The sequence below is a fragment of the Rhodococcus sp. FW305-130 genome, from assembly GCF_058788335.1.
The window spans coordinates 367,113-381,626 of sequence record NZ_JBYTAP010000005.1 but is presented as its reverse complement, the minus strand read 5'-3'; the positions used below and the strand labels follow the sequence as shown (position 1 = coordinate 381,626).

The 14,514-nt window shown below is 64.0% G+C and carries 11 protein-coding genes; all 11 read right to left on the bottom strand.

Annotated features, from left to right (window positions below; genetic code table 11):
- Nucleotides 1–40 precede the first annotated feature (40 nt).
- Nucleotides 41–847, bottom strand: a complete 807-nt coding sequence (locus AC3WQS_RS17985; protein ID WP_019748870.1) for a cell division protein FtsQ/DivIB — start codon at nucleotides 845–847, stop codon at nucleotides 41–43.
- Complete coding sequence (murC, locus tag AC3WQS_RS17980; protein ID WP_019748871.1) at nucleotides 844–2,352, bottom strand: UDP-N-acetylmuramate--L-alanine ligase; 1,509 nt, start codon at nucleotides 2,350–2,352, stop codon at nucleotides 844–846. Before murC ends, AC3WQS_RS17985 begins: the two co-directional genes overlap by 4 nt.
- Entirely contained in the window at nucleotides 2,349–3,518 is a 1,170-nt protein-coding gene (gene murG, locus AC3WQS_RS17975) for an undecaprenyldiphospho-muramoylpentapeptide beta-N-acetylglucosaminyltransferase (protein WP_046378701.1), read from the bottom strand. Before murG ends, murC begins: the two co-directional genes overlap by 4 nt.
- Complete coding sequence (gene ftsW, locus AC3WQS_RS17970) at nucleotides 3,515–4,993, bottom strand: putative lipid II flippase FtsW (protein ID WP_019748873.1); 1,479 nt, start codon at nucleotides 4,991–4,993, stop codon at nucleotides 3,515–3,517. Before ftsW ends, murG begins: the two co-directional genes overlap by 4 nt.
- The gene (gene murD, locus AC3WQS_RS17965) at nucleotides 4,990–6,513 is read right to left on the bottom strand and encodes a UDP-N-acetylmuramoyl-L-alanine--D-glutamate ligase (RefSeq protein ID WP_047890080.1); all 1,524 of its coding nucleotides are present in this window, start codon (nucleotides 6,511–6,513) and stop codon (nucleotides 4,990–4,992) included. The genes ftsW and murD overlap by 4 nt, the downstream gene beginning before the upstream one ends.
- A 5-nt stretch (nucleotides 6,514–6,518) precedes the next feature.
- Complete coding sequence (mraY, locus tag AC3WQS_RS17960; RefSeq protein ID WP_003941699.1) at nucleotides 6,519–7,601, bottom strand: phospho-N-acetylmuramoyl-pentapeptide-transferase; 1,083 nt, start codon at nucleotides 7,599–7,601, stop codon at nucleotides 6,519–6,521.
- Nucleotides 7,598–9,157 carry a UDP-N-acetylmuramoyl-tripeptide--D-alanyl-D-alanine ligase gene (locus AC3WQS_RS17955; protein WP_492711446.1) on the bottom strand — a complete coding sequence of 520 codons (1,560 nt, stop codon included), beginning with the start codon at nucleotides 9,155–9,157 and terminating at the stop codon, nucleotides 7,598–7,600. The genes mraY and AC3WQS_RS17955 overlap by 4 nt, the downstream gene beginning before the upstream one ends.
- Nucleotides 9,154–10,788: a UDP-N-acetylmuramoyl-L-alanyl-D-glutamate--2,6-diaminopimelate ligase gene (locus AC3WQS_RS17950; RefSeq protein ID WP_264614585.1), complete on the bottom strand. Its 1,635-nt coding sequence runs from the start codon at nucleotides 10,786–10,788 to the stop codon at nucleotides 9,154–9,156. The genes AC3WQS_RS17955 and AC3WQS_RS17950 overlap by 4 nt, the downstream gene beginning before the upstream one ends.
- Nucleotides 10,789–10,956: 168 nt before the next feature.
- A complete protein-coding gene (locus tag AC3WQS_RS17945; RefSeq protein WP_020908076.1) occupies nucleotides 10,957–12,831 on the bottom strand; it encodes a peptidoglycan D,D-transpeptidase FtsI family protein in 1,875 nt (624 codons plus the stop codon).
- On the bottom strand, nucleotides 12,828–13,472 hold the full coding sequence (gene ftsL, locus AC3WQS_RS17940; RefSeq protein WP_264612951.1) for a cell division protein FtsL: 645 nt from the start codon (nucleotides 13,470–13,472) through the stop codon (nucleotides 12,828–12,830). The genes AC3WQS_RS17945 and ftsL overlap by 4 nt, the downstream gene beginning before the upstream one ends.
- Complete coding sequence (gene rsmH, locus AC3WQS_RS17935; RefSeq protein WP_029255554.1) at nucleotides 13,469–14,482, bottom strand: 16S rRNA (cytosine(1402)-N(4))-methyltransferase RsmH; 1,014 nt, start codon at nucleotides 14,480–14,482, stop codon at nucleotides 13,469–13,471. Before rsmH ends, ftsL begins: the two co-directional genes overlap by 4 nt.
- Nucleotides 14,483–14,514: the final 32 nt, after the last annotated feature.

The window sequence follows — 14,514 nt, the reverse complement described above, 5'->3', positions numbered from 1 at the left end:
GAAGTATTTGCCACGCACCGGCGCACGGGTGCACCGTGCGCTATCGGACCGTCGGAAGATCAGGACTGGACACGTCGTACGTCTGCCCCGGTTGAGTCAACAGAGGAAGCGTCACGGCAGCCTTACGATCCGAGTGCTCGACACCGCCCCAGTTTACGACGCGACCGTCGAGCAGAGTCAGCGTGACACTCGAAATCGACCGAGCGGCAACCTCTCCCACCTGAAATCTCAGATCCGGCGGCAACACCGACAACACCTCGAGCGCGGCAAGCGTCGGCTCGTCGTTCCATCCAGGCGTCGGTGTCACCAGACGCGGAACCCCCGGCGGCGGGACTCCCATCTCGAAGTCGACACCCTTCTCGTCCAGCAGGTGTGCCCCCTCGGGTGAGTCGACGAAGACAACCGGTACCCGTTCGGTGACGGTGACGCGAATGGTCGACGGATACATCCGCTGAACTCGGGCGGAGGCCACCTTCGGAATCGTCGCTACACGTGCGGCGGCGGCGCCGGTGTCGACCCGCATCAACGGCTGACCGGTCGGTACTGCCAGGAGCGAAAGGATCTGTTCCTCACTGACCGTCGTCGCACCGAGAACTTCGGTGCCCCGGACCGAGAGCACCGGAGACAACCAGGCCGTCAGCGCAATTCCCACCACCAGCACGATTGCCAGCGGTGCCACGATCAGCGGTCGCTTGAACCACTTACGAGTCGGCGTGGGTTCGGGAGCCGGCTCCGTCGACCGCGTCGAATATCGCGATTCGGTGCGAGTACTGCGCCGACGCGTACTGGTGGCTCGCCTGGCCTGAGGATCTCGACGCCCGCGACGACTTCGTGCGTCGGGTGTCATCGCGGCGCGGGATGCGGCGCCGAACGCAAAGCATCGAGGATCTGTTTGCCGAGCATGGTCACGTCACCGGCGCCCATCGTGATGACGATGTCGCCGGGGTGAGCCAACGCCGCCACCTGCTTCGGTGCCTGCGACAGATCGGGTTGATAGTGAACAGGTTTGGTGACCGATTGAGCGACAAGCGCACCGCTGACTCCCGGCATCGGCTCTTCGCGAGCACCGTAGACATCGAGAACCACTACCTCGTCGGCCAAGTCCAGTGCCTGCGCGAACTCCACGGCAAATGCCGCTGTGCGCGAATAGAGGTGAGGTTGGAAGACCACGATCACACGTCCGGCTGCCGAATTGGTCGACGACGAATCATCTTCCGGTCGAACCAGATCCGCGGCCGCGCCGAGAACCGCGCGAACTTCGGTCGGATGGTGGGCGTAGTCGTCGAACACCCGGACACCACGCTCGCGGCCGGTGAACTGGAAGCGGCGGTGGACGCCACCGAATCCGGCGAGCCCCTCGACGATCTCCTCGGTCTCGGCGCCCGCATCACGGGCGGCCAGCAGGGCGGCAAGTGCGTTGAGCGCCATGTGCCGACCCGGCACTGCCATCCGCACGGTTCGCGCGGCGCTCTCACCGGCCAGTTGGAACTGCAGGACTCCCCCGACGTCGTGTGCATGGAAGCCCAGTAGTCGGACTCCGACCTCGACGCCGTCGACAGGCTCGAAGGCAGTGCCCGCTTCTACTTCCTGCGCATCCGCTGATCCGTAACCGAGCACACGGATGTCCGAACGACCCGAGGCCACGATTCGCTTCGCGAGATCCGCAGATCCCGGATCGTCGAGGCAAGCAATCAAGAGTCCACCCGGACGTAGCTTGTCGACAAAATCGTCGAACACCTTCACATACGCTTCGACGCTGCCGAAGTAGTCGAGGTGATCGGCCTCGATGTTGGTCACGACGATCACGTTGGGGTCGTACTGAAGCAGCGACCCGTCGCTCTCGTCCGCCTCGGCGACAAAAACGTCACCGCTGCCGTGATGGGCATTCGTGCCCGCCTCGTTGAGTTCGCCGCCAACGGCAAACGAGGGGTCGAAACCGCAGTGCTGCAGGGCGACCACGAGCATCGAGGTCGTCGACGTCTTGCCGTGTGTTCCCGAAACCAGGAACGTGCGATTGCCCTGCATGAGTGATGCAAGGACAGCCGGCCGAAGAATCACCGGGATTCCGCGGCGAGCGGCCTCGACGAGTTCCGGGTTGTCCTTCGGGATAGCTGCGTGCGTCGTGACGACGACGGTCGGTCCACCTGGCAGCAGGTCGAGAGCATCGGCGTCGTGGCCGATCCGGACCTGTGCCCCGCGTGCACGAAGCGCCAGGACTCCTCGGCTCTCCTTGGCGTCCGAACCCGAGACAAGGCCCCCGCGGGAAAGCAGAATTCGAGCGATGCCGGACATACCGGCACCGCCGATTCCGACCATGTGTACTCGCTCGAGGTGGGCGGGCAGCGCGGTCATCGGTTTCCCCTTGCATTTTCCTGGACGGCGTTTTCCTTTGCCGCGATGTCGAGCACGATCCGTGCGATCTCTGTTGCCGCCGTGCGGTGCCCGACATTGGCAGCGCCACTGCTCATCTTGTCGAGACGCACGCTGTCGCTCAGCATCGGGACGACGGTGCCGGCGACGAACGTCGGCGTGAGCTCGTTGTCGGAGACGATGATCGCGCCGCCCGCTGCGACAACGGGTTTCGCGTTGAGTTCCTGTTCACCGTTGCCGTGCGGCAGCGGAACGTAAACGGCCGGTAGTCCGACCGCCGAGACCTCGGCGACCGTCATCGCGCCCGAACGACAGATCGTCGCGTCGGCTGCGGCATACGCGAGATCCATCCGCGAAAGATAAGGAACAGCCACATACGGTGCCGTCTGCGAGTACTGCGTGACCTCGAGGGAGTTCTTGGGTCCGTGTGCGTGAAGGACCGAGATCCCGGCCTTCGCCAGTTCTTCCGCTGCTCCGGACACCGCGTCGTTGAGCGACTTCGCGCCTTGCGATCCGCCGAAGACGAGCAGAACGGGACCGTCCTGAGGCAGTCCGAAGTACTCGCGAGCTTGCGAGCGGAGTCCCGCTCGATCGAAATTGGCGATCGACGCGCGAACCGGGATGCCGACGATCTCGGCGTCCTGATCGCCGCGGTTCTTCACTCCGGAACCCGGAACAGCAGCAAGCACCCGCGTCGCCAGGCGAGCACCGATCTTGTTCGCGATACCGGCACTGGCGTTCGCCTCGTGGATGACGATCGGAATCTTGCGGCGGCGCCGAAGAACACCGCCACGTGCGGCAAGATACGCCGGAAGCGCGACGTAACCACCGAAACCGACGATCACGTCGGCGTCGACGGAATCGAGTACCTCACGGGTCTTGCGCACCGAGGCGAGGATGCGTGTCGGCAATTTCACCAGATCCATCGTGGGCTTACGAGGAAGCGGAACCGGCGGAATGAGCTCGAGTGTGTACCCGCGGGCAGGCACCAAGGTGGTTTCGAGACCACGTGCTGTCCCGAGTGCGGTGATCCTGGTGTCGGGCTGAGCGGCCTTGACCGCGTCCGCGACCGCAAGTGCGGGTTCGATGTGACCAGCCGTGCCTCCCCCTGCCACCACTACCGACAGAGCCGATTTGTTGCCGCTCACCTACGAATTCCTCGCTCTCGAACTTCTCGTGGATCTTGTGCCCTACGTGTCGGCGCCTGCCGACGCTGACCATTCTGCCCTCCCGCGGTGCGCTTCCGTGACCCAGCGGCCGCACCTCGGTTGGAATCCGAGGAAGGGCGAGCGCCTTGATCTGCCCGCTTGCGTCGATCGCCCGTCTCGATCGCGCGCCGGCCGTCGCGTCCGCGTGCCGGTTCGATCTGTCGTGCGGGCTTCGGTCGACGGATAGGCCGGCCCCCTGACGGCGGGTGGTACAGCACCGGCTTGGGCAGTCTGAGCAACTTCGAGATCTTGCCGTCCTGCCCGGAGTTCAGAGCGGCAACTGCTTCTGGCTCGTGGCGCGCTGCATTGGCGATGACCCCGAACATGAACAGCGTGATCGCCAAGGACGAACCACCGGCGGAGACCAAGGGCAACTGGAGTCCGGTCACCGGCAGCAGTCCGATGACGTAACCGATGTTGATCATCGCCTGGCCGACGATCCAGGTAGTTGCGGTGGCCGACAGAAGCCGCCAGAACGGATCGATGCTGCGGGCTGCGATCCGCAATCCCGTGTACACGAATACAGCGAACAAACCGATCACCACTGCGCAGCCGACAAATCCCAGCTCTTCACCGATGATCGCGAAGATGAAGTCGTTGTGAGCGTTCGGTAGGTAGTTCCATTTGGCGACGCTCTGCCCGAGTCCGCGACCGAAAACGCCGCCGTCAGCGAGCGAATACAAAGCCTGCTTGGCCTGATAGTTGTTGCCCTGCAGGTCATCGCTCTTGTTGAAGAAGGCCTGGACTCGGTCGGATCGATAACCCGCCGTCATGGCCAGGACAGCGGCGCCGACAACGCCTGTCAGCGCGATCGAGCCGAAGAGTTTCAGTGGAAGCCCACCGAACCACAGCAAGGCCCCGACGATGATTCCCAGTGCGATGGTCGTACTGAGGTTCGGCTGCGCGACGACCAAGGCGAAGACCAGCATCGCAGCGGGCACGAGCGGAATCAGGATCGACTTCACGGATCGGTCGTCCGGACGCCTCGAGGCCAACAGATGCGCGCCCCAGATCGCCAAGGCGACCTTCATGATTTCCGATGGTTGCACCGAGAATCCACCGACGTTGAACCAGCGACGCGCACCCTGCGCTTCGGTGCCGATTCCCGGAATCAGGACGAGTACCAGCATGATCAGCACGACGACGAACAGCGGAAACGAATACTGCCGGAGCACTCTCGCCGGGATCCGCAGCGCGACGTAGAAGAGCACCGCCCCGAGAATCGCGAAGATCAACTGCTGGGTGAACAACGAATATGCCGAGCCACCGGACACGTACTGCTCGACGCTCGACGCCGACAGAACCATCACGAGCCCCAAGACAGTCAACATCGTGGCAATCGTCACCACCAGGTGGAACGACGCCAACGGCCGCGCCAACCAGGCACCGATCCGGGTCTTGGGACCCTTGGTCATAGCAAGTTCCCGGCTTGGCCAGGCGAATCCGTGAACGGATCGGGTAATGCGGCTACGGCGGCGGCGAAACTGTCGCCACGATGTCCGTAGCTGGCGAACATGTCCAAGGACGCGGCGGCCGGGGCAAGTACAACTGCATCACCGGGGGACGCCAACTCGGCAGCTTCGACGACCACTGCGGCCATGACGGCATCCGCGTCGGCACCCGACGGCAGCCGGATGGTGAGAGTCGAGTTGCTGCTGTTTTCGCTCACCACTTCATCGTCCCCCGACAGCACGTGCACCACGGGAACATCGGGCGCGTGTCGCGCCAGCGCGTCCTCGATCACACCGGCGTCACGGCCGAGAAGAACGGCGCCGGACAGTCTCGGCCCCACTTCGCTCACCAACTGCTCGACGCTTGCGCCCTTGAGTAGACCGCCTGCAACCCAGACGACGCGGTCGTGCGCGAGTATCGACGGCCTGGCTGCGTGCGGATTGGTGGCCTTGGAATCGTCGATGTACACAACGGACCCGACACGACCGACCAGGGCCCCTCGGTGTGGGCCGACCTTGTGTGCGGCCAGACCGCGTTCGACGACGTCGGCCTCGAATCCGAGTGCCCGCGCCAAAGCGGCAGCGGCCAGCGCGTCCATGACGCCTGCCGGGCCGGCCGGATCTATGGAAGCTGCTTCGGCCAAGCGGACGTGATCGCCGAAAGCGTTGTCCACGAGGTGCCCCGCTTCGACACCCAGTTCTCCTTCGCCCGGTTCACCCAATCTGAACCCGGTGACAATGTCTGCAGTTGCGCGAGTTCCCAGTTCGGAAGCGATTGCGTCATCGAGGCCGACCACCGCGACCTTTCCACTCAGCGCCCGCGACTTGGCCTCGGCGTACGCGCTCATTCCGCCGTGCCAGTCGAGGTGATCCTCGGCGACATTGAGGACCACGCCGGCATCCGGACGCACCGAGGGTGCCCAGTGCAATTGGAAAGACGACAGTTCGACAGCGAGGTACTCCACGCGCGGCGACGTCTCGGCGAGTGCCTCGAGTATCGGAAGCCCGATGTTCCCGCAGGCTCGGCCGACAACTCCGGCGGCGTCGAGAATCGAGGCCAGCATCGACGTCGTCGTGGTCTTTCCGTTCGTCCCCGTCACGACGAGCCATTTACGGGGTCCGCCGAAGTGCCCGCTGTGGTCGACGCGCCACGAGAACTCGACGTCTCCCCAGATGGGAATCCCGTGACCGGCGGCCGCTGCAAGGATCGGTGCGTCCGGCCGAAAGCCCGGACTGGTGACGACGAGCCCGTACTCGGTGATCGAATCCGGGGCATCCTCGATCGAGGTGGTGGTCACCATGTCCGCGCCGAGTTCGGCGCAGCGCTGCGCGAAGTCGAGGGTCGAATCGGCGACCGTCACGACAGCGCCGAGCGCGACGAGAGGTTCGATGGTCGCTTGACCGGACACCCGCCCTCCGGCGACCAGCACTCGCGTACCGCGGAGCCAGGACAGGTCGTTCTCGGAATCCGCTGAGCTGGTCATGGTTTTCAGCCTCCGAGCGCTGCGAGGTATTCGCTGTAGAAGAGTGCCAATCCGATAGCCGACGCAATAGCCGCCAGCAACCAGAATCTGATGATGACCGTGGTTTCAGCCCACCCGGCGAGTTCGAAGTGGTGATGGAACGGCGCCATTCGGAAGACCCGCCGTCGGCTGGACCGGAACACCGCTACCTGGATCACCACCGACGCGGCCTCCGCGACGAACAGTGCACCGATGACCACCATCAACAGTTCCGTGCTTGTGGTGATCGACAATCCGGCGAGCATGCCGCCGAGGGCAAGAGAACCGGTGTCGCCCATGAAGATCTTGGCGGGTGCGGCATTCCACCAGAGGAAACCGATGCACGCGCCGGCGCCGGCCGCGCAGAGCACCGCGAGATCGAGCGGGTCTCGTACGTCGTAGCAACCCTTACCGGGATTCGTCTCGCACGAGTAGCGGAACTGCCAGAACGTGATGATGACGTAGGCGCCGAGAACGAAACTCATCGCTCCGGCGGCCAATCCGTCGAGGCCGTCGGTCAGGTTGACGGCATTGGACCAGGCGCTGACCAGTAGGTAGCAAAAGGCGATGAAGACCACGGAACCGAGTGAGACGGTGGCGATGTCGCGGACGTACGACAGATGAACACTGCCCGGAGTCAGCCCGTCGTCACCGCGGAACTGAAGGGCCAAGATTCCGAAGGCAATGGCAGCGACGAACTGGCCGACCAGCTTCGCTGTCTTGTTCAGTCCCAGATTGCGCTGCTTGCGGATCTTGATGAAGTCGTCGAGGAAACCGACTCCACCGAGCGCGGTGGTCAGACCGAGCACGAGTAGGCCGGACGCCGACGGTCCCTCCGCGTTGTCCATGCCGAGACCGATGAGGTGTGAGCCGAGATAGCCGGCCCAGATTCCGGTCAGGATCGCGACGCCGCCCATCGTGGGAGTGCCGCGCTTGGCCTGGTGACTGGCTGGACCTTCGGTTCGGATCTCCTGCCCGAAACCTTGTTTCGAGAACGCCTTGATCAGGATCGGCGTGAGCATGATGGAGACCGCCAGCGCGATGCCTGCGGCGAGAAGAATCTGGATCACTGCGAATCCCCGCCGTTCTCGCCATCGGTGTTCGCGTCACCGGTGTTGTCGCTGGGCGTTGCGACCAGAATCGCTTCGGCGACCGTCCACAGTTCAACCGACTTGGACGCCTTCACCAGGACGAGATCGCCCGGTTCGAGTTCCGCTTCGAGAATGGCGATTGCCGCAGCTGCGTCTGGCACGACGACGGACTCGTCACCCCACGACCCCTCCATCACCGCACCTTGATGCATCGCACGCGAGGTGCGGCCCGTTCCGACGACGATCAACTTGCTGACATCGAGTCTGACGGCCAAGCGACCGATCGCGTCATGCTCGACGACCGATTCCGGCCCGAGTTCACCCATCTCACCGAGCACAGCCCAGCTACGGCGCCCGAAGTGCCGATCCGATCGCGCCATGGACACCAACGCTTTGAGCGCAGCGCGCATGGAATCGGGATTGGCGTTGTAACTGTCGTTGACGACGGTGACGCCGTCGGCGCGCTCGGTGACTTCCATCCGCCTCGCGGACGCTGCCTTCGTGCCCTCGAGGACACGCGCAATGTCTGCAACCGCGAGGCCGTTCTCGAGTGCGACGGCCGCCGCGGCAAGAGCGTTGCTCACGTGATGTTCGCCGTGAACGGCCAGGCGAATACGCGCAGAACCCTGTGAACAGTTCAGCGTGAAGGAAGCCCGGGCCTGGTCGTCGACAACCACGTCGGTCGCCCGAACGTCGCAGTCTTCGGACTGACCGACGAATACGATCCGGGCCTTGGTTCGACTCGCCATTGCGGCGACCATGCGGTCGTCGGCGTTGAGGACCGCAACTCCACCGTCGGCTGCCGACGGGAGTGCTTCCACCAGTTCACCTTTGGCGACCGCGATCGCTTCACGCGAACCGAATTCACCGAGATGGGCGGTGCCGACATTGAGAACGACGCCGATCTTCGGCGGCGCGATCTTGGTCAGTTCGCCGACGTGACCGACCCCGCGGGCCGACATCTCGAGGACCAGGAAGCGGGTCTTCTCGTCGGCGCGGAGCACAGTCCACGGCAAACCCAGTTCGTTGTTGAACGAGCCTGGTGGGGCGACCACCTCACCGCGTTCGCGAAGCAGCGCCGCAATCAGGTCCTTGGTCGAGGTCTTGCCTGCCGAACCAGTGACACCGACCAGCGTCAGCCCGCCCCCCGAAGCCGACCCCTCTGCTGCCAGTTCGTCGACCACGGCCCTGGCCAGGAGGCCGAGGGCATGCAAGACGGCAGCCCCGGATCCGTCTGTGTCATGTTCGAGCAACATCACAGCGCTCGGACCGTCGTTCGGTACCGACGGGACAACTATCGCCGGAACCCCGACCGGCCGCGCTGCTAGCACCGCCACCGCACCGGCGGCCACCGCCGCTTCCGCATGGTCGTGACCGTCGACGCGTGCGCCGGGGAGTGCGAGAAACAGTCCACCTGGACCAGCCTTGCGCGAATCGAATTCGACGGTTCCTGTCACCTGAGTCGACGGATCGTCGACGTCATGCAGGGTTCCTCCGACGATCTCGGCGATCCGAGAGAGCGTCATCGGGATCATTGCTTGCCTCCATGTGCTGTGTTGATCGCGAATCGGCCGATCATTTCGCCCAACACCTCGCGGTCGTCGAATGGGTGTTTGACCCCGTCGATTTCTTGACCCACTTCGTGGCCTTTGCCTGCCACCAGTACTACGTCGCCTGGCTGCGCCCACCGGACTGCTTGCTCGATCGCGAGCGCCCTGTCCCCCACTTCGCGAATCTCGCCGCGTTCGGATTCGGGAACGTCGATGGCGCCTTGCATAACCGAAGCGCGAATTTTCGCGGGATCCTCGGTGCGCGGGTTGTCGTCGGTGACGACCAGCAGGTCTGCGCCCCTCGCACCAGCTTCGCCCATGAGGGTGCGTTTGCCGGCGTCGCGGTCACCGCCCGCACCGACGACCACAGCCACTCGGCCGGGAACCTGATTGCGCAGGGTGGCGATCACGGCTTCGAGCGCTGCCGGTTTGTGGGCGTAGTCGACGACTGCCAGGAAGCTCTGCCCACGGTCGATCCGCTGGACCCGTCCGGGGACATCCACCGTTCCGAGTGCTCGAACAGCAGCGTCCGGATCGAGTCCGGCCGCGAAGCTGACAGTCAGTGCCAAGGCTGCGTTGGCCACGTTGTATCGACCGGGGAGGCGAAGCGAGACGGGCCACGATTGTCCGTCCGGTCCGACCAACTCGAAGGTCTGCGAGCCGTCCTCGGCAACCTGGACGGCGCCGACCTTCCACTCGGCCTCGGCCGTCGAGGTCGAGACCGTGGTCACCGCATCGCTCTCGTCGGTCGCGGCCAACTCAGCCATCCGTCGACCCCATACGTCGTCGACGCAGACGACGGCATGCTCGGCTCGCACCGTCGACTCGGGATCGAACAGTCGAGCCTTGGCCTGGAAGTACTCCTCGAAGTCCCGATGGAAATCCAGGTGGTCCTGCGAAAGATTGGTGAACGCGCCGATGTCGAAGCGGATGCCGTCGACGCGTCCGAGAGCCAGCGCGTGACTGGACACCTCCATGACGACGGTATCGATCCCCTGCTCTGCCATCACGGCGAACAGAGCATGGAGTTGCGGAGCTTCCGGCGTGGTCAGAGCGCTGGGTACTCGGCGGCCGTCGATCCGAGTCTCGATGGTGCCAACCAGACCGGGCTTGCGGCCGGCTCCGGCAATCGCCGCTTCGAGCAAGTACGACGTCGTCGTCTTGCCGGATGTGCCGGTAATGCCGACGACCTGCATCTTCTCCGATGGCCGGCCGTAGATCTCCGCTGAGATCTCACCGAGCACATCCCGCGGGTTCGGATGAACGAGAACCGGGACGGACCGGTCGGGCGCCTTGCCGGCGGCCTCGATCAATTCGAGGCCGGCCTCGTCGGTCAAGATCGCGGTCGCACCGCGCCCCAGAGCGTCGACGGCGAACTGAGCGCCGTGCGTCCTGGCACCGGGCAGAGCGGCGAAGAGGTCATCGGCCACGATTCCCTGCGCACGCAGGTCGACGCCCTTGACGACGACCTCCGACGACTGTGATCCCGGTTGCCCGACCCATTCGAGGCGAGCTCCGGACAGTTCGGAGAGCGCCGTGATCGCGGTAGCAACCGGTTGTGTCGGACGCGTCCCGGGAGCGCCGTCCGAGTTCGACGATTGCAAACGATTCGGCACTGTCACTCGACTCCTGGCAATTGTCGTTGTTCTATCGCGGTCGTTGTTCTATGGCGGTCGCAGCGCAAGCAAAGTTCGGCGTACTGCGATGAATGAGGTTACTGCGACGTTTGAGATTACCGTGTCCGGGATTCACCCGAAGACCCTGTCGAAACCGACACACCGCAATCAGTCCGCCTGCAACACCAACTTGCGACCGGGGTCCGGCGACATCGGAACGCTGTCACGCTGCAGCATCCACGACGCGATGTTGTGGAACAACGGTGCTGCCGATTGACCGCCGCCGCCGTCCACACCGCGAACCGGTGCGTCGAGCATGATTCCGATCACGAATCGGGGGTTGTCCGCGGGCGCGATTCCCGCGAAGGTGATCCAGTAGTTGGAGTTGGAGTAGCACTTGCACGCGGGATCCACCTGCTGCGCGGTGCCGGTCTTTCCGCTGACCTGGTATCCCTCGACGCCCGCGGCAACACCGGTTCCTCGTTGGTTGCCGGTGTCTTCCTGAGTGACCGATCGGAACATGTCCCGAACCGTCGACGCTGTCTGGGCGCTGACCACCTCGACACCCTCGGGCTGCGGCGTCTCGGTCCGAGTGCCGGAAGAATCGACAGTCGACTTCACGATTCGCGGAGGAATTCGCACACCGTCGTTGGCAATGGCCTGGTACATCCCGGTCATCTGCAAGGTTGTCATCGAAAGACCCTGCCCGATCGGCAAGTTCGCGAAGGTTCCGCCGGACCACTGATCGCGACTCGGGACGCTGCCCGCGCTCTCGCCGGGAAGTCCGACGTCTGTGCGTTGTCCGAGGCCGAACCTGTTCAGCATGTCTGCGTAGCGATCCTCGCCCACTCGCTGAGCGAGCATCAAGGTGCCGACGTTCGAGGACTTTCCGAACACACCGGTAGAGGTATACGGGGCCACACCGTGATCCCACGCATCCTTGACTGTGGCACCGGACATCGTGATGCTGCCCGGGACTTGCAGAACTTCGTCCGGAGTTGTCTTACCGTCCTCGATGGCCGCTGCTGCGGTGACGATCTTGTTCACCGATCCGGGCTCGAACGGCGTACTGACCGACGGATTGCCCATTTCGGCTGTCGGCGCGTTCTTGTCGATGCCGATCGCGGGGTTGAAGGTGCTGTCGTTGGACATGGCCAACACCTGTCCCGTCTTGGAGTCCATGACCACAACCGAAGCGTTCTTGGCGCCCGACTTGTCCTTGGCGATCTGGACCTGCTGCTGAACGTAGAACTGGAGGTCCGAATCGATGGTCAGCTCGACACCCGAACCGTTGACGGCCGGTTGCTTGTCACGCCAGCTACCAGGGATCACAGCGCCGTCGGAACCGCGGTCGTACGTTTCGGATCCATCGGTTCCGGCGAGCGTGGAGTCCATCGAATCTTCGAGGCCGAGCAAACCGTGCCCGTCCCAGCCGGTCGCACCGACGAGATTCGCCGCCAGAGAGCCACCGGGGTACTCGCGGATGTCCTGTCGCTCGAGGCCGACCTCCCGGAACTTGTCCGAGATCTCGGCAGCAACCGCCGGATCCACGCTGCGGGCGAGGTACGTGAAAGTCTCGTTGCTGTTCATCTTCTGAAGCAGATCTTTTTCCGGAACGGTATCGCCGAGCTTGGCGTGGATCCCGGCGGCGATCTCGGCGAGGCGATCGCTGACTTCCGGCGCCTGCTTGTCACCCTCGGCGCCCTGCTCGATGCTCTTGGCGCGCGCTTCCTCGAGTTCTTTGCGTACTCGCACCGGCTGAAAAGTCAGCGCCTTGGCTTCCATGGTGAACGCGAGGGGGTTTCCGTTGCGATCGGTTATCGAGCCGCGTACGGCCGGATCGACCTGCGTCGTGGTTCGTTGATTCGCAGATTCCGCAGCCAGGCTCGGCGCATCGATTCCCTGAATCCACAAGAGCTGCAATGCCGCAACGGCGAGCGCACCACACATGGTGATACGACCGACTCGCTGACGAAACGGAAATGAGGCAGTGGCCGAGCGGCGCGGACGCCGACCGGGGTTGTTACGGGAGTTCTGACTCACCGACGTTCCTCAGGCGGAGCAGGCACCGCCGTCGTGGTGGCGGGTGCTGTCGTCGTGGGGATCACAGGAACCAATTGTTCACTCTGCGCGAGGTTTCGCGTGTTATTCGGAACGCTCGGCGTGGCTCCAGGAACAACCGGCGTTGTGGTGCGCGGCGGTGTCGCGGTCGGTGCGGGCACCGATGTGGGCGCATCGAGCGGCGGCATCGCGCCGGCAGTCGCGGGAGTCGGCGTTCCGACGACCTCGACCGAACCATCCGGATGAACTACCAGACGTGCAGGGTCCTTGGCGGGGACCATACCGAGAGCGCTTGCCTGATTTGCCAACTCCGGAGCCGAGTTACGCGACTGGAAGTCACGTTCGAGCGCTGCTTTCTGCTCGACCAAAGACTGGTTGTATGCACGTGCATCACTGAGTTGGTACGAATCCTCGGCAGCGCGAGTGGTCAGCAGCAGAGTCACCGCGAGACCGATGGACAGAAGTCCGATAACGGAGGCCACGAACGGTACCCGTCCCTTGAGCATCGCCCGAGGAGAGATCGACGGGCCGACAGCAGCGGCAGTTCCGCTCCGGCCTGCCGCCCGTGCGGTGCGCTTGTCGTATGCGCGTTGCGCTGCACCGGATTTACCCTGACGACTCATGCCCGCCTCCTGGAAATGCGTTCTGCGGCACGCAAACGCACCGGAGCTGATCGTGGGTTCTCTTCGATTTCCTGCTCAGACGCACGTTCTGCGCCACGGGTGAGAATGCGGAACTCCGGCCCCATACCCGGCAACTCGACCGGTAGACCTTCAGGACTGGTGGACTTCGAGCGGGGAACCAACTCCGCCTTCACAACTCGATCCTCGAGCGACTGGTAGGACATGAACACCACTCGCCCACCGACTGCCAGTGCATCGAGCCCGGCAGGAACGGCCGCACGAAGCGAATCCAACTCGGCATTGACTTCGATCCGCAGCGCTTGGAAGGTGCGCTTGGCCGGGTGTCCACCCGTACGCCGCGTGGCCGCCGGGATTGTTCGGTACAGCAACTCGACCAGAGCTGCACTGGTGGTGAATGGTTCACGCTCACGCTGCCGAAGGATCTCGGACGCAATCTTTCCGGCGAACCGCTCTTCGCCGTACGTGCTCAGAATGCGAGCAAGGTCACCGTGACTGTAGGTGTTCAGGACCTCTGCCGCGGTCAGCCCGACCGTCTGATCCATCCGCATGTCGAGAGGGGCGTCGATCGAGTACGCAAAACCTCGGTCGGCTTCGTCCAACTGCATCGACGACACACCCAGATCGAAGAGGATCGCGTGAACCGACTCCGTCGACGGCAGACCTGCCTGTTCGAGCGCGTCTTCGATCCCGTCATACGTGGTGTGCACGAACGTGGTTCGGCCCGCGAATGGCGCCAGACGCTCGGAAGCGATGCGGAGTGCGTTGGTGTCGCGATCGAGACCGATGAGGTGAAGGCCCGGGTACTTGCCGAGGAAGAATTCGGAGTGGCCACCGAGCCCCAACGTCGCATCGATCATGTATGCGCCTTCGCCACCGTCACCGACGGCGGTGATGGCAGGGCCGAGAAGATCGTCGGCACGATGCAGAAGTACGGGGACGTGCGCGAAGCCATCGGCATCCGAGGGTTCGTTCACCTCGTGATCCACCATGATTGCTCCGGCTCCTACTTTCATGATTTCCG

Coding starts and splice junctions, on each gene's coding strand:
- AC3WQS_RS17955 (WP_492711446.1), bottom strand. CDS start 9,157: ATGATCCCGATGACGCTCTCTCGGATCGCCGAGATCGTCGGAGGAACC.
- ftsL (WP_264612951.1), bottom strand. CDS start 13,472: ATGAGTCGTCAGGGTAAATCCGGTGCAGCGCAACGCGCATACGACAAG.
- AC3WQS_RS17985 (WP_019748870.1), bottom strand. CDS start 847: ATGACACCCGACGCACGAAGTCGTCGCGGGCGTCGAGATCCTCAGGCC.
- rsmH (WP_029255554.1), bottom strand. CDS start 14,482: ATGGTGGATCACGAGGTGAACGAACCCTCGGATGCCGATGGCTTCGCG.
- murC (WP_019748871.1), bottom strand. CDS start 2,352: ATGACCGCGCTGCCCGCCCACCTCGAGCGAGTACACATGGTCGGAATC.
- murD (WP_047890080.1), bottom strand. CDS start 6,513: ATGACCAGCTCAGCGGATTCCGAGAACGACCTGTCCTGGCTCCGCGGT.
- ftsW (WP_019748873.1), bottom strand. CDS start 4,993: ATGACCAAGGGTCCCAAGACCCGGATCGGTGCCTGGTTGGCGCGGCCG.